General features: G+C 66.7%; 15 protein-coding genes. 8 read left to right on the top strand and 7 right to left on the bottom strand.

The annotated features are described in order from the left end of the window. The first annotated feature begins 1 nt into the window (after position 1). From narH to ADL15_RS50970, 4 genes are read left to right on the top strand one after another with little or no spacing between them, the layout of a single operon-like run. Positions 2–1651 (top strand): nitrate reductase subunit beta, encoded by a 1650-nt coding sequence (gene narH, locus ADL15_RS03225; RefSeq protein WP_067684985.1) that lies wholly within the window; start codon positions 2–4, stop codon positions 1649–1651. After that, the gene (narJ, locus tag ADL15_RS03220) at positions 1648–2343 is read left to right on the top strand and encodes a nitrate reductase molybdenum cofactor assembly chaperone (RefSeq protein ID WP_067684983.1); all 696 of its coding nucleotides are present in this window, start codon (positions 1648–1650) and stop codon (positions 2341–2343) included. The genes narH and narJ overlap by 4 nt, the downstream gene beginning before the upstream one ends. Next, on the top strand, positions 2340–3068 hold the full coding sequence (gene narI / locus ADL15_RS03215; RefSeq protein WP_067684981.1) for a respiratory nitrate reductase subunit gamma: 729 nt from the start codon (positions 2340–2342) through the stop codon (positions 3066–3068). The genes narJ and narI overlap by 4 nt, the downstream gene beginning before the upstream one ends. Beyond that, positions 3065–3550, top strand: coding sequence for a CBS domain-containing protein (locus ADL15_RS50970; protein ID WP_083970861.1), 486 nt, complete (start codon positions 3065–3067; stop codon positions 3548–3550). Before narI ends, ADL15_RS50970 begins: the two co-directional genes overlap by 4 nt. 203 nt (positions 3551–3753) lie before the next feature. Here ADL15_RS50970 and ADL15_RS03210 read toward each other — a convergent pair whose 3' ends face one another. The 4 genes from ADL15_RS03210 to ADL15_RS03195 form a co-directional block, all read right to left on the bottom strand. Next, complete coding sequence (locus tag ADL15_RS03210) at positions 3754–4083, bottom strand: cupin domain-containing protein (RefSeq protein WP_067684979.1); 330 nt, start codon at positions 4081–4083, stop codon at positions 3754–3756. Positions 4084–4937: 854 nt separating this feature from the next. Beyond that, entirely contained in the window at positions 4938–5705 is a 768-nt protein-coding gene (locus tag ADL15_RS03205; protein ID WP_067684977.1) for a slipin family protein, read from the bottom strand. Further along, positions 5702–6298 carry a transposase gene (locus ADL15_RS03200; RefSeq protein ID WP_067684975.1) on the bottom strand — a complete coding sequence of 199 codons (597 nt, stop codon included), beginning with the start codon at positions 6296–6298 and terminating at the stop codon, positions 5702–5704. Before ADL15_RS03200 ends, ADL15_RS03205 begins: the two co-directional genes overlap by 4 nt. Continuing rightward, positions 6298–8625: a nitric-oxide reductase large subunit gene (locus ADL15_RS03195; protein ID WP_067684973.1), complete on the bottom strand. Its 2328-nt coding sequence runs from the start codon at positions 8623–8625 to the stop codon at positions 6298–6300. Before ADL15_RS03195 ends, ADL15_RS03200 begins: the two co-directional genes overlap by 1 nt. 1127 nt (positions 8626–9752) lie before the next feature. On the opposite strand from ADL15_RS03195, the gene ADL15_RS03190 reads away from it, so the two are divergent. The 4 genes from ADL15_RS03190 to ADL15_RS03175 all read left to right on the top strand — a co-directional run bounded on the left by ADL15_RS03190 (position 9753) and on the right by ADL15_RS03175 (position 15579). Next, positions 9753–10727, top strand: a complete 975-nt coding sequence (locus ADL15_RS03190; protein WP_232343872.1) for an ABC transporter permease — start codon at positions 9753–9755, stop codon at positions 10725–10727. Between the two features lie 10 nt (positions 10728–10737). After that, positions 10738–11643: an ABC transporter permease gene (locus ADL15_RS03185; RefSeq protein WP_067684969.1), complete on the top strand. Its 906-nt coding sequence runs from the start codon at positions 10738–10740 to the stop codon at positions 11641–11643. Next, positions 11640–13787: an ABC transporter ATP-binding protein gene (locus ADL15_RS03180; protein ID WP_232343871.1), complete on the top strand. Its 2148-nt coding sequence runs from the start codon at positions 11640–11642 to the stop codon at positions 13785–13787. Before ADL15_RS03185 ends, ADL15_RS03180 begins: the two co-directional genes overlap by 4 nt. A gap of 79 nt (positions 13788–13866) precedes the next feature. Next, positions 13867–15579: an ABC transporter family substrate-binding protein gene (locus ADL15_RS03175; RefSeq protein WP_157441128.1), complete on the top strand. Its 1713-nt coding sequence runs from the start codon at positions 13867–13869 to the stop codon at positions 15577–15579. A 137-nt stretch (positions 15580–15716) separates the two neighbouring features. Here the strand turns inward: ADL15_RS03175 and ADL15_RS03170 are convergent, their stop codons facing one another. From ADL15_RS03170 to ADL15_RS03160, 3 genes are all read right to left on the bottom strand, one after another. Beyond that, positions 15717–16571 (bottom strand): phosphotransferase, encoded by an 855-nt coding sequence (locus tag ADL15_RS03170; RefSeq protein WP_067684965.1) that lies wholly within the window; start codon positions 16569–16571, stop codon positions 15717–15719. Beyond that, complete coding sequence (locus ADL15_RS03165) at positions 16568–17254, bottom strand: hypothetical protein (RefSeq protein ID WP_157441127.1); 687 nt, start codon at positions 17252–17254, stop codon at positions 16568–16570. Before ADL15_RS03165 ends, ADL15_RS03170 begins: the two co-directional genes overlap by 4 nt. Before the next feature lie 422 nt (positions 17255–17676). Then, a partial coding sequence (locus ADL15_RS03160; RefSeq protein WP_338025510.1) for a hypothetical protein occupies positions 17677–19664 on the bottom strand: 1988 nt, incomplete at its 5' end.

Genomic DNA, 19664 nt, shown 5'->3' with positions numbered 1-19664 from the left:
CATGCGCGTCATGGCCCAGATGGCGATGGTGATGAACCTCGACAAGTGCATCGGGTGCCACACCTGCTCGGTGACGTGCAAACAGGCGTGGACCAACCGCACCGGCACCGAATACATCTGGTTCAACAACGTGGAGACCCGCCCCGGCCTGGGCTACCCGCGGACGTACGAGGATCAGGAGAAGTGGAAGGGCGGCTGGGAGCGCAACAAACGCGGCCGGCTGGTGCTCAAGGGTGGCGGGCGGTTCAAGAAGCTCCTCACGATCTTCTCCAACCCCAAGCTCCCCTCGATCGGCGAGTACTACGAGCCGTGGACCTACGACTACTCCACACTCACCGACGCCCCGGCTCAGGAGCACACGCCGGTCGCCCGTCCCAAGTCGCTCATCTCGGGCAAGGACATGAAGATCGAGTGGTCGGCCAACTGGGACGACGACCTCGGCGGATCCACCGCGACCGCGCACCGCGACCCGATGCTGAAAAAGATCGCCGACAAGGTGAAGTTCGAGTTCGAGCAGACCTTCATGTTCTACCTGCCGCGAATCTGCGAGCACTGCCTGAACCCGTCGTGCGCGGCGTCGTGCCCCAGCGGGGCGATCTACAAGCGGGCCGAGGACGGCATCGTCCTGGTCGACCAGGACAAGTGCCGGGGCTGGCGGATGTGCGTGTCCGGCTGCCCGTACAAAAAGATCTACTTCAACCACAAGACCGGCAAGGCCGAGAAGTGTACGTTCTGCTTCCCGCGCATCGAGGTCGGCCTGCCGACGGTCTGCTCCGAGACGTGCGTCGGCCGGCTGCGCTACATCGGCCTGATGCTCTACGACGCGGACAAGGTGCTGGCGGCGGCGTCGACCGAGGACGACCACGGTCTCTACGAGGCGCAACGTGAGGTCTTCCTGGACCCGTTCGACCCCGACGTGATGCGGGAGGCGGAGAAGGCCGGGATCGCCCGCGACTGGATCGAGGCCGCACAACGCTCCCCGATCTACGCCCTGATCAACACCTACAAGGTCGCACTGCCGCTGCACCCGGAATACCGCACGATGCCGATGGTCTGGTACATCCCACCGCTGTCCCCCGTGGTGGACGTCGTCCAGGAGACCGGCGAGGATGCCGAGGACAAGGGCAACCTGTTCGCGGCGATCGACGCCCTGCGCATCCCCATCGAATACCTCGCGGAACTCTTCACCGCGGGCGATGTCGGTCCGGTCGACGCCGTGCTCAAGAAGCTGGCCGCCATGCGCTGCTACATGCGCGACATCAACATGGGCCGGGATCCGAACGGCGCCATCCCGGCCGCGGTCGGGATGACCGAAGAGCAGATGTACGACATGTACCGGCTCCTCGCGATCGCCAAGTACGACGAGCGCTACGTCATCCCTGCCGCGCACGCCGAACAGGCGCACTCCCTGGAGGAACTGGCGACCGAATGCTCGGTCTCCGCGTACGGCGGCGGGCAGCAGGACCTCTTCGGCGAGGGCTCCGGTGCACCGACGCCGATCGCCGTCGAGAACTTCCAGATGCTCCAGGAACGCCAGACAGCCGACACGCTCGCGTCGCCTGCCGACAAGGACAAGCGCGTCAACCTCCTGAACTGGGACGGCAAGGGCTCGCCCGCCGGACTGTTCCCGCCGAAGAAGACCGACTCGTGAGCCGTCGACCGAAAGCCGGCCTCGCGCCGCACGAGCTGACCATCGTCTGGCAGTCGGTGTCGCTGCTTCTCGACTATCCGAACCCCGCAACGCTGGCGCGTCTCGACCTGATCCGCGGCGCCGCCCGGAGCCTGCCGGCGGCCATCGCCGACTCGATCCTCGGGTTCGCGGACCACCTGGAACAGACTCCCCTACCGCAGCTGCAGGCCGAGTACGTCGAGACGTTCGACAACCGTCGCCGGTGCAATCTGTTCCTCACCTACTTCGCCCACGGGGACACCCGCAAGCGAGGGCTGGCCCTGCTGCGGTTCAAGCAGACCTACCTCAGCGCCGGTTACGAGCTCGAGGACTCGGAGCTACCCGATCACCTCTGCGTGGTGCTGGAGTTCGCGGCGACGGTGGACCAGGAGCGAGGCCGAGGCCTGATGCTCGATCACCGGGCCGGGCTCGAGCTGCTGCGCGCCTCGCTCACCGACCTGGGCTCCCCCTGGGCGGCCCTGATCGACGCAGTCACCGCGACGCTGCCGGCCCTGCGCGGCGATGAGCGCGACGCCGTACGCCGGCTCGCCGCCGAAGGCCCTCCGGAAGAGGAAGTGGGGCTGGCGCCGTTCGCCGCGCCGCAGTTCAGCGCGGGCGCCGCACCAAAACCGACCTTCTTGTCCATGCCCTCATTCCCAGGAGCACGCCGATGAACGAGTTCCTCTTCATCGTGGTTCCCTACGTCTGCCTGACGACCTTCGTCGTCGGGCATGTGTGGCGCTACCGCTATGACAAGTTCGGGTGGACCACCCGGTCGAGCCAGCTCTACGAGAGCAGGCTGTTGCGCATCGGGAGCCCACTGTTCCACTTCGGAATGCTCGGCGTCGTCGGTGGCCACGTCATCGGTCTGCTCGTGCCCCAGTCCTGGACGGACGCGGTCGGGATCAGCGAGCACACCTATCACGTGGTGGCCGTCGCGGGCGGTCTGCTCGCCGGCGTCGCCGCGCTGGTCGGGATGGTGATCCTGATCTACCGCCGCCGCACGGTCGGTCCCGTGTTCTCCGCGACCACTCGCATGGACAAGGTCATGTACGCGTTCCTCGCGATCGTGATCACGCTCGGCATGTGGAACACCATCGCCGGCTCGATCATGACCATCGGGGGCGAGTACAACTACCGTGAGGGCGTGTCGGTCTGGTACCGCTCGTTCCTGGCCTTCCAACCTGACGCCAGCTTGATGGCGCAGGCGCCACTGGGCTTCCAGCTGCACGCACTGTTCGCCTTCGGCCTCTTCGCGCTGTGGCCGTTCACCCGGCTCGTCCACGTGTTCAGCGCACCCGTCGGCTACCTGACCCGCCCCTACATCGTCTACCGCACCCGTGACGAACAGCTGGGCAGCCACCGGCCGCGGCGCGGCTGGGACCGCATCTCCCCATGAGTCCCCAGACGCGCCTGCCTGATGCCGGCGAACCCGGCTTTGACCTTCACGAGAGCACCTTTGACCTTCACGAGAGCACCACCGGGACCGAGACGACGGTCCGTGAGGTCATGCTCCGGCATCCGAAGACACTTCCTGCCGATGCCTCGATCGTGCACGCGCGGGCAGCCTTGCACAACGACCATGTGCACCTGGTGTTGTTGACCGAGGGCAGGAGGCTTGCCGGGACCCTGACGCGGACCGACCTCCCGCCACCGGGAACCCTCGGCCCGGCACTGGCCTGGTCGACGCTCGTGGACCGTACGGTGTCGCCGGACACCCCGACGGCTGTGGTTCACGGCCTGATGATCAGCCGGGGAAGCCGACGCGCGGCAGTGGTCACCGCAGACGGATCGCTGGTCGGCCTGATGTGCCTCAAACAACGAAGAACAGGATTCTGCTCCGACGCCGACGTCGCAGCCCGCTCACGAGACCTTCCATAGACCCATGCGCGAAGCCGCGGTGCTGCTGACGGTACGGACATCGCGCCCTGGGAGACCCGGGCGAGGTCGGCGGCGTCGCGGATGGCGATCACGCCGGTGGAGATGCTCGCGGCCGACCCCTCGGGCACCTCGTCGTGCTCGGCCAGAGCAGTTCGGACGACTACTGCTTGTTTCCGTTCACCGTTCCCCGCGGGCCTGACCGGTCATATTTTTGCCACCGTCAGTAGCACGGCGGCGTCCTCGAGAGCTTCCAGAGCGTGCCGGGCGTCCGGGATCGTGAGCAGGTCGCCGGCGGCGCCGTCGGACGACGCGGTGTCGGCCGTGAGCCGGATCCTGCCGTGGAGGACCTGCAGCGTCGCCTCGCCGGGATTTTCGTGCTCGTCGAGGCGCTGGCCCGCGGCGAGAGCTATGAGCGTCTGGCGCAGGGTGCGGGCATGACCGCCGTACACGGTGTGGGCGCTGCGACCGCTGGAGGCCTGGCGGGCCAGCGCGAGATGTTCGTCCACCAGGGTGATCAATGAGGTGGGGGTCATGTCGCTTCCTGTTCTTTGATGGACGGGTGGTTCAGGTTGCCGGCTTCGCGCCCGCCGATCTGGTGCAGGGCCGCGCCCGCCGTCGGACACCTCCGCGCGCCGCGGCGAACCCCCTACGGACAGCAGCGCCCGTCCCGCCTGTTCGGCCGTCCGCGACATAACGCTCATTCCCGAGCCGGAACCTCTTTGTCCACACGATCGTCGCGGGGACGCGGTTACCGCACTCGAATGCGAAACCCGGCAAGCGAAATCCTCAACCAGTGGACCCGCCGTGACCCGGGCCGAAGGTCCCGACTTCGACGTCCAGTATCTCCTCGTAGATGGCATTGTCGGGGAGTTCGACCTGAGCGAGGCTCATCGTGCCGGCGAACACGCCCGTGATTGGCAGGTCGCTTTGGGCGCCGTGCTCGCACCAGGTGCCTTTTGGTGGCGTCGGCCGGCACCGGGGCAGCAGGGTCCACGTGGGCGATGCCGAAGCCGTGCACGGCGCCGGCCAGGTCGTCCTGCCCGCCGCCCGATGCTTCGAACTCGTCGAGCAGCTCGGCCACGCCCGATCGGGATCCCTGGTGGGCGGCCACCATGATCCGTACGCCGAGGGCCTCCTGCCGGGTATGGTCCAGCCGCAGCCGGGCGGTGTCCCGCTCGCAGCGGGCCGTGGCCTCCGCCGCCGTCTCGGTCTTGCCCCGGCACAGCCGCACGACCGACAGCTCCAGCTCGATGTCGAGGGCCGTGACGACCGCACCGGCCTCCCGCGCCACCGACAGCGCCGCCACCCGGCGGCGGGGATCGCCGTCCCGGATGCCGGGCCCGCTGGAGGCGGGTGGCCGGGCATGCTGCCGAATTCAGCGGTCCGCTCAGGTCGGCCCGTTCTGCGGCTTCGGCGAGTGCAGAAAGGGCGCGAGCAGATCCAGCGGTAGGGGAAACACGATCGTGGACTTCTCGCCGCCGAGTTCGACGAGGGTCTGCTGGTAGCGCAGCTGCATCGCGGCGGGGTTGCGGCTGAGTATCTCGGAGGCGTCGAGCAGTCTCTGCGACGCCTGGAATTCACCCTCGGCGGAGATGACTTTGGCTCGGCGCTCCCGTTCGGCTTCGGCGGCGCGTGCCATGGCTCGCTGCATGACCTCGGGTATCTCGACGTCCTTGATCTCGACCGTAGTGACCTTGATGCCCCACGGTTCGGTCTGCTCGTCGATGATGCGGCGCAAGCTGTCGTTGAGCTCGTCGCGACCGGACAGCAGGGTGTCCAGCTCGGCTTTCCCCAGAACGGACCGCAGCGTGGTCTGCGCGATCTGGGACGTCGCGACCGGATACGCCTCGACCTCGGTGATCGCCAGGTCGGGCTTGACGACCCGGAAGTACGCGACGGCGTTGACCCGGGCCGGGACGTTGTCGCGGGTGATGACCTCCTGCGGCGGGATGGTCAGGGTGACAGTGCGCAGGTCCACGCGGATCAGGCGGTCGATGAAGGGCAGCAGGAACACCGGGCCGGGCCCGGCGAGGGGGCGCAGGCGGCCCAGCCGGAAGCAGACTCCGCGCTCATATTCGCGAAGCACCCGGATGCTCGTGAACGTCACCCCGACGAGGACGACAACGATGAGCAGAACCGTCCAGGTCGCGGTCATGAACGTTCCCTCCGGTCAGCGGTCCACGTCGTACGGCTCGGCGGGGTCACCCGGAGCCCGGTTGATGCGCTGGCCGCCGGGAAGCCGGACGGAGTTCGCCGGAAGTGGCCGGTGAACCGAAATGCCAGCAGGCCGGCTGCGGCCAACGGCGCGGCGATCACCGCGAGATCGCCCCACCCGGTGTTCCGTACCCCTGTCGCGATCAGCAGCAGCGCGGCGAGACCGATGAGCACGAGGACGATTCCGCGGTGGAACCGGGCCGCCTCGGAATGCGGCCACGGCTGAGTGTGCAGCGTGATCTCCCGGCCGTGCGGCGAGGTCGTGCAGTCCTTCTTCACCGGGCACGCGTTGCAGACGGACGGCTTCGCCCGGTAGCGCATGAGGTGGTGCCGCATGTCGTACGTCATGGGCCACAGCATTTGATCTTGAGGGCACACCCACGCGTCGTGCTGGGGGTGGTAGCGAAAACCGGCGGTGCGGTAGCGGTCCGCCCGGGCATGGCTGTGTGCCGCCAGGCGATCCAAGGCGCAGGCGATGACCAGCAGCACCGTCGCGTAGCCGGCGAACAACAGCACCTCGGAGTCGACGCTCATCACCGGCCACCGCCGACTCCGGTACGCGGTTCACTGATCTCGGTGAAAAGCACGTCCTCGGGCTCCCGCAGGACCTGGTCACGCTTGCGGTAGCGCACCCCCAGCCAGCAGATCCACAACACCGGCAGGGCGCCCCCGACGATGAACACCACGTCGCCGGGCAGACGCATCCACTCGAGCAGGCTGTTGCTGGGGTTGGTGACGAACTCCAACTGGCGGGCGGCGAAGTAGCCGTCGTCGACGGACTTGTACAGCTGGGCGACGCCGAGGGGCAGCAGCGTCGCGAAGCACATCCAGGCCAGGCCGATGTTGCAGGACCAGAAGGAGAGCTTCGCGAGCCGGTCCGGCCAGCGTTGTTCTGCGATCAGGTAGCGCAGGCAGAACAGTGCCAGCCCGATCGCGAGCATGCCGTAGACGCCCATCATGGCCGCGTGGGCGTGGTTGGCGGTCAGAGCGGTGCCGATCTCGTAGTAGGAGACCACCGGCAGGTTGACCAGGAAACCGAAGATGCCGGCGCCCAGGAAGTTCCAGAACCCGACCGCGACCAGGAACATCACGGCCCACCGGTGCGGGAACCGCGTCACCGACGACTGCTCCTGACGCGATCCGAGTTGCAGGAACGACCACGCCTCCACGGTCAGGAAGGTCAGTGGTAACACCTCCGCGGCGGAGAAGAACGCGCCCAGCGCCATCGTCTCGGCGGGGGTGCCGGAGAAGTACAGGTGGTGCATCGTGCCGACGACGCCGCCGATGGAGTAGAGGATGACGTCCAGGTAGATGATGGTCATGGCGACGCGCTGCCGGATGACGCCCAGCATCACGAACAGGTAGGCGACCAGCACGGTGGTGAAGATTTCCAGGAAGTCCTCGACCCACAGGTGCACGACCATGAACCGCCAGAAGTCCGCGACGGTGTAACTGGACTCCGCACTGGTCAGCAACCCGACGGCGTAAAAGGCCGGGATCGCCAGCCCGGTGAAGAAGAACAGCCACGGCAGGGTGATCCGAGACCGTGTCCGCAATGCCCCGCGCAGTCCCCTGAACAGCATGAAGGCCCACAGGAACAGGCCCAGCGTGAGCAGAACCTGCCAGACCCGGCCGAGATCCAGGTACTCCCAGCCCTGCATCCCGAACATGTGCAGCGCCGGTGAGAGCCAGCCGTGGATGTCGAGGCCCTCACCGATGAGGCTGCCGAACACGACCAGCGCCAGCGCGCCCAGCAGCCCGTACGCCAACCAGGACTGGCGCCGGGGTTCGCGCCCGGACACGATCGGCGCCAGGAACAGCCCGGTCGCCAGGAACGACGTCGCGGTCCAGAAGATCGCCAACTGCACGTGCCAGGTGCGTACCAGGTTGTAGGGCAGCCACCGGCCGAGATCGAAGCCGAAGAAACCGGTCAGGTCGGCCCGGTAGTGCTCGCTCGCCGCCCCGACGAGGGTCTGAATGACGAACAGCAGCCCGACGACGAGGAAGAAGTAGGCGCAGGCACGCTGGGTCGGGGTCACCGCGACATCGCCGGGGCGGCGGAACGAGATGCTGTCAGCCTGACGGCCTCGCCAGCCCAGACGCTCCCCCCACCGGCCGAACGCCGCGAACAGAGCGCCGATCCCGGCCAGCAGGACGATCAACGACAACACGCTCCACACCACGACGTCCGCCGTCACCACGTTGCCGACCAGCTTCTCCGGCGGCCAGTTGTTGGTGTACGAATAGTGCTTGTCCGGCCGCTGGGTCGAGCCGGCCCACGCCGACCAGGCGAAGTACGAGGTCAGCTGCTTCACCTCAGCAGGATCGGTGATCGCCTCCGGAAGCAGCCCGTTCGCGGCGCTGCCGGCCCCGAAATATCCGGCGTAATAGGTGACCAACTCGTCGAATGCCTTCGCCTGCGCGTCGCTGTAGGTGACGGTGCCAGTCGTCGGGTCGTAGCGGTTGGTTCGGAAATCGGCGACCACGCGGTCACGAGCCGTGCTCGACGCGTCACCGCCGTACTCACGAGTGACAATCTGGGCCGCGCGGTGCAGATAGTCGGCGGTGAAATCCGGGCCGAGATAGGCGCCGTGACCGAATATCGAGCCGTACTCCATCAGCCCCTTGCGCAGGAACAGTTGCTGCCCCGCGGTCACGTCCGCCCCGGTGAACACGACCGTGCCGCTCGACGTACGGACCTGCGCCGCGATCGGCGGGTCGGCGGCGTAGGCCCGGTAGCCCAGAAACCCCAGTACCGCCAGACCACACAGCAGAACCAGAGCCGTCACCTGCACCCACACCCGGGAGACCATCTCGTCCGACTCCGCCGAGGCCTGAGAAAAATCCTTCGCCGTGGTCATCCCGGTGCTCCTTTGCCGATCGAATGACATGAAGAAGCGGCTCACTCAGCCACCCGGCAGGTACACATGTCGATTTCACGCCGCCAGCACTCAGCCAGCAAGGTGCCGGCGATATCGGCGAAAAATTCCGTTATGCGCCAACCGCTCTCGCATCATCGCGCGCCACGCGGCTCAACCGCCTGAATAACTCCGGTAGACCCGGCGATTCCTCACCGGCTCGGGCCTCTCAGCCTCGAACCAGCCCGCCGACCGTCGCCGGTGGTGCGCAGGGGGCCGCCGACCTGGCCCAGCACCCGAGCCGTTCATGAGCCATCTGGTGATGCTCGAGGCGAAGCCGGACGGCGGTACCCCACCAGGTGGCTCGATCCGGTCACGAGCAGTACGAGGCCGCCAACCAGATCAGCGTCGGCTGACCCACTCCGCCCTCAAGGAAACGGATTTTTCTCCATGCGTGCCACCTTCATGTACGCGGTAGCCCCCGGAGCCGCGGATCAGCACGGACGAGGCGCCCCGGCCGGTCAGCCCAGGCTCGAACACAGTGACAGAGGGTGACCGGCACTGATCAGCAGGACGGCGAGGAGCGCCATTGCTCGGGCGGTCCCAGATCCAGTTCGGTGTCGTTCAACCAGGCCCGCACCGGACCCAGCACCGAAAATCTCAGCGCCATCGGTGACGAGACGGGGGTCGCCGGTCCATACGGGCGAGTGACAAGACGTGACGGGTGCCCGGCAGCTGTCCCGGGCAGCTCCGGATCCACCCGGCCGTCGCCGACCGGCCATCCAGTGATAATCGCCGATTAATTCGCCGTGCCGTGCCGGAAAAACCATTTCGTCCATTGTAGAATTGAAGCCCGGCGTGCCGGTGGCTCGGATATTCAGGGAAGTAACTGAAACCGGTGATCATCACACGTCCGGCGTTCCGGCGGAAGTGTCATCCGTATCGTTAATGGTTGCGAATCGAGCGCGAAACATTTGGTGCCCGAGAGTATCGGGGTCATATCGAATGTCATTGCGGCAACGACTTCAGTAGCGATCTTGGCGGCCATTAATCGCTCTGCTAACGTCCCGGCCAGATATCGGCGCCCGGCTCGGAGGCAACGCGTAATGGGCAAGTTCCTCCTGCACAGGGTGGGTTACCTCGTGCTACTGGCGATGGTCGCGACGGTGGTCGCGTACCTTCTCGCCGCCACGCAACTACATCCGCGGAGCAGGTATGAAGGGCGAAACCCGGCCCCCGCGGAAGCGGTCGTCGACCAGCGGCTCACCGAACTCAACATGAACGACAAAACACCGCTCGTCGAGCGATTCGGCACCTGGGCGAAGGGCGTCGCACACGGCGATCTCGGTAAGACCGTCGACGGTGAGTCGGTGAACACGGAAATGAGCCGGCGGATGTGGGTCAGTCTGCGGCTCATGCTGATCGGGTCGATCCTCGGCACTCTTCTCGGCGTGGTGGCCGGTGCGTACGGGGCGATCAAACAGCGGAAATGGTCGGACCAGACGTTGACCGTCATCTCGTTCGTCCTGCTGTCGGTCCCCACGGTGGTGCTCGCCGTCCTGGTGAAGAACGCCGGCATCTGGTTCAACCAGGTGTCGGGCAACGAGTCGACACCGCTGCTGTTCACCACCGGTGAGATCACCCCGGGGATGGACACCTGGTCCTGGGCCGGTATCGGCGACCGCGTCGGGCACCTGATCCTGCCGACCATCGTGCTCGCGATCGGGGTCAACGGCTTCGCGTTCTACAGCCGGTACCAGCGCAACTCGATGCTCGACGTGCTGGGCAGCGACTTCCTGCGCACCGCTCAGGCCAAGGGCCTGCGGCGCTGGTCCGCGCTGACCCGGCACGGGCTACGCACCGCGCTCATCCCGATGGCGACGTTCTTCTCGTACCAGTTCGCGCTGCTCTTCGTCGGGGCGACCTTCACCGAGAAGATCTTCGGCTGGCACGGGATGGGCGAGTACTTCGTCGACTCCATCACCAAGAACGACACCAACTCGACGGCCGGGGTGACGCTCTTCGTCGCCGTGCTGGTCCTGATCGCCGGCCTGCTCTCCGACGTGGTCTACGCCGCGCTGGACCCGCGGGTCCGGGCGAGTTGAGGGGGCCGAGATGACCGTCGTCACCGATACCGTCACCGACACCGACGTCGTGAGCCGTTCGGTCTCGCGCAACCGCCTGGTCCTCCGGCGCTTCCTCAGCCAGCGGCTGGCCGTGGCCGGCGTCGTGGTGGTCCTGCTGCTGATCGCCCTCGCGTACCTCGGGCCGATCTTCTACCCGTGGAAGTACGACCAGCTGGACTTCCAGGCGTTCCAGTCGCCGCCGAGCCCCGCGCACTGGTTCGGTACGTACCAGACCGGCGGGGACGTCTTCGCCCGTACGCTGCGGGGTCTGCAGAAATCGCTGGTCATCGGCCTGCTCGGGGCGCTGTTCTCGACCGCCCTGGCCGCCGCGGCCGGCGCCTTCGCCGGATACTTCCGCGGCGCCACCGACACGGTGGTCCGGGTGGTCACCGACCTGATGCTGGTCCTGCCCGGCTTCCTGATCATCGCGATCTTCTCGTCGGCGCTGCGGGACGGTAGCTGGCTGCTGTTCATCGTGCTGCTGGCCGGCTTCCAGTGGATGATCACCGCCCGGGTGGTCCGCGGGTTGACGCAGTCGCTGCGGGAGCGCGAGTTCGTCCAGGCGGCCCGGTTCATGGGCGTGCCCGGCTGGAAGATCATCCTCCGGCACATCCTGCCGAACATGGCATCACTGCTGATCATCGACGCGACCGTGGGCGTCAGCAGCATCATCCTGGCCGAGGTCGGGCTCTCCTTCTTCGGCTTCGGCGTGCAGCCGCCGGACGTCTCGCTCGGCACCCTGATCGCCGACGGTGCCGGCGCGGCGCTGACCAACTGGTGGCAGTTCGACTTCGTCGCGGGCGTGCTCGTGCTGCTCGTCCTCGCCGTGAACCTGGTCGGCGACGGCCTGCGGGACGCGCTGGACCCGAACTCCGAGATCGAAGGTGCGAAGTGACCGACGCGATGGTGGCCCCGGTGCCCGCGCCCGGCCCGGCCGGGAGCCGCGAGTCCGACGGCGTCGAGCCGCTGCTGCGGGTCGAGGACCTGTCGGTGACGTTCCGCAGCGGCGCCGGCCCGGTGACCGCAGTCCGCGGGATCAGCTACGACGTGCGCCCCGGCGAGGTGCTCGGCATCGTCGGCGAGTCCGGATCGGGCAAGTCGGTCTCGTCGCTGGCCGTCATGGGTCTGCTGCCGGGCACCGCCACGATCACCGGCTCCGCGACGTTCCAGGGCCGGCAGCTGCTCGGCCTCGGCGACAAGCAGATCTCCCGGATCCGCGGCAGCCGGCTCGCCATGGTGTTCCAGGATCCGCTCTCCGCGCTGACCCCGGTCTACACGGTCGGTGACCAGATCGCCGAGACGATCCGGGTCCACCAGGGGCTCGGCCGGGACGCGGCCCGCGAACGGGCGATCGAGCTGCTCGACCTCGTCGGCATCCCGAACCCCCGGCAGCGCTCGAAGAGCTTCCCGCACGAGTTCTCCGGCGGCATGCGCCAGCGCGTCATGATCGCGATGGCGATCGCGAACGACCCGGCGCTGATCATCGCGGACGAGCCGACCACGGCGCTCGACGTCACCATCCAGGCGCAGATCCTGGAGGTGCTGCAGACCGCCCGGGAGGTGACCGGCGCGGCCATCATCATGATCACCCATGACCTCGGGGTGATCGCCGGGTTCGCCGACCGGATGATGGTCATGTACGCGGGCCGGGTGGTCGAGTCCGGCGTGGTCGAGACCGTCTACCAGCAACCCCGCATGCCGTACACGATGGGTCTGCTCGGCTCGATCCCCCGGCTCGACGGGGGCGAGCGGCAGGCGCTGACGCCGATCGAAGGTGTCCCGCCGTCCATGGTGAGCCTGCCGGTCGGCTGCCCGTTCGCGCCGCGCTGCCCGATGCGGATCGACAGCTGCGAGCAGACCGAGCCCGCGCTGCTCGGTGTGGTCTCCGACGACGCCGGACACCTGGCCGCCTGTCACCGCAGCGAGGAGATCGCCCGGGACGGGCTGACCAGCACCGACGTCTTCGTCGCCACCACGGTGCCGGAGGCTCCCCCGGCAGCGCGGCTGCCCCGGGAGCAGCGCCCGGTGGTTCTCGAAGTGCGTGACCTGGTCAAGGAGTACCCACTGACCACGGGCGGCCTGCTGCGGCGCAAGGTCGGCAGCCTGCAGGCCGTCGCCGGGGTCAGCTTCGACATCCGCGAGGGTGAGACGCTGGGCCTGGTCGGCGAGTCGGGCTGCGGCAAGACCACCACCATCATGGAGATCCTCGAGCTGGCCAAGCCCACGTCGGGCACCATCGCCGTGCTCGGCAAGGACACCGCCGCGATGAGCGGCAAGGAACGCTTCGCGATCCGCCGCGATCTGCAGGTGGTGTTCCAGGATCCGATGGCATCGCTGGACCCCCGGCTGCCGGTCAGCGACATCCTCGCCGAGCCGATGATCACCCACGGCGTGCCCGCTGCCGAGCGCGATCGGCGGATCCGGGACCTGCTGCGCCTGGTGGGGCTACGCCCCGAGCACGCCGACCGATACCCCGCCAAGTTCTCCGGCGGGCAGCGGCAGCGGATCGGCATCGCCCGGGCGCTGGCCCTGGAACCGAAGGTGCTGGTGCTCGACGAACCGGTCTCGGCGCTGGACGTCTCGATCCAGGCCGGCGTGATCAACCTGCTCGACCGGCTGAAGGCCGAGCTGGGGCTCTCCTACCTGTTCGTGGCGCACGACCTGTCCGTGGTCCGGCACATCGCCGACCGGGTGGCGGTGATGTACCTCGGCCGCATCGTCGAGATCGGCACGGCCGACCGGGTCTTCGAGAACCCGACGCATCCCTACACCCAGGCGCTGCTCTCCGCGATCCCGTTGCCGGACCCGGTCAAGGAGCGCAGCCGCCGGCGGATCCTGCTTACCGGCGACCTTCCGAGCGCGGCGAATCCGCCCTCCGGGTGCCGGTTCCGGACCCGGTGCCCCACGTTCGCCCACCAGCTCGACGACGACCGGCGACGGCGCTGCCTCGACGAGTCCCCGGAGCTGACCGGTGGGGAGACCACGGGCGAGGACCACGAGGTGGCGTGTCACTACCCGGCACCCGCCGCGGTGATCTGACGGTCACGCGGCTGTCCGTGCGTACCGATGGAAATGAATTTATCGCGTCGACTTCCGACGCTAATGTGTGGAGGAACTGGTGAGGACACTCCGGAGTGCTAAGGCACTCCTTGCGCCGATCGTCGTCGCGACCCTGCTCGGGTCCGCCGCCTGCAGTGGGGCGAGCAGCACCAGCACCGATCAGGGAGCGCCGCCGCCGAAGGCGAGCGAGAATCAGATCAACCCGAAGTCGCGCGACCTGCTCAAGGACGGCGGCACGTTCACCTGGGCGACGAGTGGCTTCCCGGCGAACTTCAACTACTACGAGCTCGACGGCACCGACATCGACGCCAGCAACGTCATGCTGAGCATGCTGCCGCAGCTGTACACCTACGAGGCCGACGCCTCCCCGGTGTGGAACAAGAACTACCTCGCCTCCGAGCCGGTGCTCACGACCGACCCGAAGCAGGTCGTCACGTTCGAGCTCAACCCGAAGGCGGCCTGGGACGACGGCACTCCGATCACCTGGGAGGACCTCTACTGGCAGTGGAAGTCGACCAGCGGCACGGACAAGGCCTACAACATCTCGGCGTCCAACGGCTACGAGAACATCGAGAGCATCGTGAAGGGCAAGGACGACCGCGAGGCGATCGTCACCTTCAAGACGAAGTTCGCCGACTGGAAGTCGCTGTTCGTCCCGTTCTACCCGGCGTCGACGAACAAGGACGCGAAGGTCTTCAACGAGGGATGGGCGAAGCAGCCGCTCACGACGACGGCCGGCCCGTTCAAGTTCGCCTCGGTGGACGCGACGGCGAAGACCATCACGGTCGTCCGTAACGACAAGTGGTGGGGCGACCCGGCCAAGCTCGACAAGATCGTCTACCGGGCGATCGAACCCGACGCGCAGGTCGACGCGCTGGCCAACGGCGAGATTGACTTCGTCGACATCGGCTCGAACGTGGACTCCTACCAGCGGGCGCTGAAGATCTCCACCGCCGAGATCCGCCAGGCCGCCGGCCCGAACTTCCGGCACCTGACCATCAACGGCACCAGCGCCACCCTCTCGGACGTCAAGGTGCGCCAGGCGATCGCCGAGGCCATCGACCGCACCGCCATCGCCAAGGCGCTGCTCGGCCCGCTCGGCATCACCCCGTCCGCGCTGAACAACCACATCTTCATGTCCAACCAGGCGGGCTACCAGGACAACACCGGTGACGTCGGCAAGTACGACCTGGAGAAGGCGAAGGCGGGTCTCGACGCCGCGGGCTGGAAGCTCAACGGCGACGTCCGGCAGAAGGACGGCAAGAACCTCGAGATCAACTTTGTCATCCCGACCGGCGCCAAGGCCTCTCAGCAGGAGTCCCAGCTCGTCCAGAACATGCTGGCCCTGGCCGGCGTCAAGGTGAAGATCAACTCGGTTCCGATCGACGACTTCTTCGACAAGTACGTCACCCCCGGCAACTTCGACATGACGGTCTTCGCCTGGATCGGGACCCAGTTCCCGGTCAGCTCCTCCAAGTCGATCTACGTCAACCCGGTCAAGAACGCCAAGGGTGAGCTGGACATCCAGCAGAACTACGCCCGGGTCGGCTCGGCCGAGCTGGACAAGTCGTTCGACGACGCGACCGCCGAGCTGGACCCGGCCAAGGCGGCCACGCTGGCCAACCAGGCCGACGCCCAGATCTGGCAGGAGGTCCACTCGCTGGCCCTCTACCAGCGCCCGGAGCTGATCGCGACGAAGAAGGACCTGGCCAACTTCGGCGCCAAGGGCTTCGCCAGCGTCGCCTACGAGAACATCGGTTTCGTCAAGTAGTCCTGACCCGCGCCGCGCGGAGTTCTTTCTCCGCGCGGCGCGTGTCGTGCGTCGTTGCGCTTCAGCTGCTTTGTTTCGGGCCGGCCACGCCGTTGCGCTTCAGCTGCTTTCTTCCGGGCCGGCCACGCCGCTGCGCTTCAGCTGCTTTCTTTCGGGCCGGCAACGCCGTTGCGCTCCAGCCACGCCACCACGTGGGTCACGTAGCTGTCGACGTTCGCCAGCGGCCGGCCGCTGAGCGCCGCCACGAGGTGCTCCACGCCGAACAGTGCGTCCCAGACCCGGGCCCGCCGGTAGGTGGCGTCGTCGACCGCTCCGCGGACGTTCTCCCAGCCGTGCCAGGCCATGCAGGCCGCGTCGATCGCCGGGTCGAACACCAGGGCGAGATCCCAGTCCAGGACCCCGACCAGCCGGCCGTCCTGATCCCAGTGCACGTTCTCGGCGCCCAGGTCGGCGTGCACGAGCGCCCCGGCGACCGGTTCGAGCGCCCGGGCCCGATCGAGGCGGTCGCGGCCTTCGGTACGCCACTTCCCGGGCAGGCGAGGGAGGACGTCGCGTTCCAGCAGGTCCGCCCAGCCGTCCGATCCCCCGCTCCCGTCCAGCTCGGTCCTCAGCTCCAGGGTGAGCGGCACCTCCCGCAGCGCACGCAGCAGCTCGCCGATCCGCTCCGGATCCCCCTTCCCCTCGGGCAGCCCGGCCCCGCCGACCCAGGAAACCGCGACGGCGGCCCGCTCGCCGAACGTCATCACCGGGGTCAGCGGCTCGGGGACGGCGAACGGCAGGCCGGCGCCGGCGACCGCTTGGAGCAGCCGCATCCGGCGCGGCATGGCCTCGACGGCTGATTGCCGGCGGCTGATCCGGACCGCGGCGGTGCCGGGGAGCAGGACGACATCATGGATGTTGCCATGGGCGGCGAGGCGCGCCGAGCGGAGCGGGGTGCCGGGCAGGACCGCCTCAACGATCTCCAGCAGGTCGGCGGGTATGTGGCGGGTCATGTCCGGGATGCTTCCATGGGGAAGTGGGTGACTCCCCCGTCGGCCGGATGCCCGCCAGCAGCTCTCGTCGGGCCGGCGACACGCCCTACGGGCTGGAAGTGACGGGCCGCCGCCCTCACAGAGTCGATGACGGTCGTACCCGGATAGAACTTCCTATCAGTCCAGACATTGCGGTAATAGCAGTGCCAGTAGCTCGCGACTCGCTGACGGGTACGTGCAATGAACTCTGGATTGGCGGCGCCGAATCGCCCGTACATGGCGTGCATCTGCGTTCCAGGAGTGTCGACCTCTACAAGACCACTTCGGATGTCCATCAAGATGTTCAAGACGTACTCGCCGACCAACTGAACGACGAACGGCGCCACCCACGGATGGACTTCGCCGATTATCGAACTCAGGTGGCGCTGGCGGACACGACCGTCATGGTGCCGCGTGTAGAGGCAGTGCATGAGGGTCCGCTGAGTCTCCGACAGCACTGCCAGATCGACGGCACCAAGCTCGGGGCCGTAGATGCGGTAAGGGATCGTCAGGATCTCACCCTCGACGCTGACCACGAACGACCCCGCCGGTTTCAACGGAGAAGGCGGCATGAGCGCGCCAACAAAAACCCCATCGTCTCGCTGTACGTAGGGCACGGCATCCATTACCCAGGAACCCTCCACAGGCGCCGCCTTGTCGATCATCCCGCAAGGCTACGACACCCGCCACGTCGCGCTGGCTCGCGCCAAGGCGCACCACGGCCAGCGCACTTGATCGCCGTGGTCCCCAGAATGCACAGAGAGCCGGCCCGACAAACCGGACCAGCTCTCTGACTTGCAAATTTATTCTGTCGGGCTGACAGATTTTAACCTGCGACCCCTTGACCCCAGCATTTAGAGGGCCCAGCGACGTGCTAACAAACGTTCTACTAGGTCACTAAAAAGTATACTCGGCCGAGTAAAGGAGTCCAAGGCGGGTGCCCTTCCGTGTCCACCCCGATGGTATCTGATCAGCACATATGCAGACTCGCCTCTCCTGGAGTGACTCTCTCAGCGCTTCGAAGCAAGCTCTGCGGACGGCCAGGGTCCGCTCAGGACTAATCGGAGAGGCGGGACGTCGGGTGGCGCTAGACCTGTTCTTCGAGCTGCGACTTGGGAACGCGAATAAGGCGATCTTCTTGGCTCAGTGGCAGGGCGACACGATAGACGAAGTCGACGATGATGTCGCGTGCAAGTTCATTGTCGACGGCGATGATCTGCAATGATTCCTTGTACGGCTCCCGGGTAGCCACGTTCCGCAATAGCTGGTAGACGTCGCGGATTCTCCCGAGGCTAAGGCCTTCTTGCCCACTGTTCGCGGAAATGCCATCGAGGATGAGGAGGCCCGGCAACGGAAGCTTTCTGTCAATCGCCACGGTATGGTGAGCAAGTGCATGCGCGATGTTGACGAGAGTTTTCAATCCCTGGCTGGAGAGCTCGTCGAATCTGCGCCCGGACACCTCTGGCAGGTATGTATCGCGGTTGATCCGTACGGTCAGCTCCTGGCCAAGATCGGGGATGTGAAGCTCTCGTAAATATTCGAGCATTCGCCGTTCCAGCGCTTTAACGTTGTCTTCAGCATCGGTGTGGGATAGCTCGCGGCTGTGGATACGGGCTATCAGTTCCTCTTGCCTCGTTTCGAGCTGCTCACGGCCTTGCAGTTGCTGCTGGTGCCGACGCAGCAGGTCGGAGTATTCGCGCAGTCGCCTGATGTCGCCTTCGATCTCCGCTTGGCGTGCCGAGTAGAACTCGATTTGTTCCGAGCGGTCGGACACGAATGTTCGGGTTCGCTGGTCGAGGCTCGCCGAAAGCTCCGCCATGGTTTCGTCGAGTTGAGCGGCTTGCTCGGAGAGACGTTCGCGCGCGCGACGCCGGCCTTCGATGACCTCGCTGGTTTCGGTGATTTGGCTGGCGATGCGGTCTTGTTCGGTGAGAAGTTCCGATGGCGAGGCTGCGGGCCTGGGCGTTTGAAGACAGAGGTAGCAGAGGTGCGGGTCTGTGCGGGCTGGCTCGACGTCGTTGCCGCAGCGGGGGCAGACGATGAAGTCGAAGTCGACGAGCCACTCGCCGGCGACAATGGCGCGGGTAAGCCGCGAGGACTGGCTGGTCAGTTGCCGGTGTAGGTCGGTGAGGTCCTTGAGTTTTCCCTCAAGGCGGGTCAGCCGATCGGCGATGTCCGCGCGTCGCGTGCGTGTCGCGAGCAGGGTCTGACGGAGCTCTTGGACGCCGGGGACGTCGCCGGCTGCCGTGCCGAGGGCACGTCGGGTTTCGCGGATTTCTTCGAGTGCGTTGGCGCGCTCGGCCAGTTGGAACTCGAGAATGGCAGGGTCGGCGAAGGCGGTGTCCCTGAGGAAGGTGGCGCGGACTTCGGCGTCGTGCCGGAGAGATTCGAGTTGCAACTGTATCTGGCGAAGTTCGGCGTTGAGCAGTGCGAGTTCGGGCTCGTAGTAGCCGTAGGCGATCTCGAACACCCAGCGGCGTTTTGCGTCGCGCCAGGTTCGTTTGTGGCCGAAGACTTCGGTGTCGAGTTCGTCGCCGGTGATGATGCAGTAGCCGAGCCAGTCGGTCATGGTGACTGGTGAGTTGGCTCCGCTGGGTTCGCTGCGTGCTCGGGGCACGTGGATTGCCGGGATCTGGAGTTGGTCGAGCAGGAAGGTGCTGTAGCTGTTCTGGGCTCCGGCGACGGGCAAGCGCAGTGCGATGGATTCGCGGCCGGGGTTTGGGTGTTCCTCGCTGATCTCGACGAGGGCGTCACGGGTGGAGGTGCGTGGCCGATATATCTGCCAGGTGCGGTTGCCAAGGGCGACGTGTCCGCGGATGGCTTGAACGTGACCGACTTCTGGGGGTAGGTCGTCGGGCATGGTGCCGAGTAGCGCGCGGATCAGGCGGACGAAGGTGGTCTTCCCGGTGGTGATGTCACCGATGACGTGGTTGAGGCCTGGGTTGAAGGTGACGTCTCGGCCTGCGCCGACGAGGTTTACTGACCTTTGCTGGTCAGGGTCACTCTGGAGTCCATATCGCCGTTTCGAGTGATTCACATTGGTTTGGGTCTCGTGTCTAGATAGGGCATGAGATA

Origin of the sequence: Actinoplanes awajinensis subsp. mycoplanecinus (assembly GCF_001509495.1) — a bacterium.
GTDB lineage: Bacteria > Actinomycetota > Actinomycetes > Mycobacteriales > Micromonosporaceae > Actinoplanes > Actinoplanes palleronii.
The sequence above is the reverse complement of the archived record's forward strand: the minus strand, read 5'-3'. Positions and strand labels throughout refer to the sequence as shown.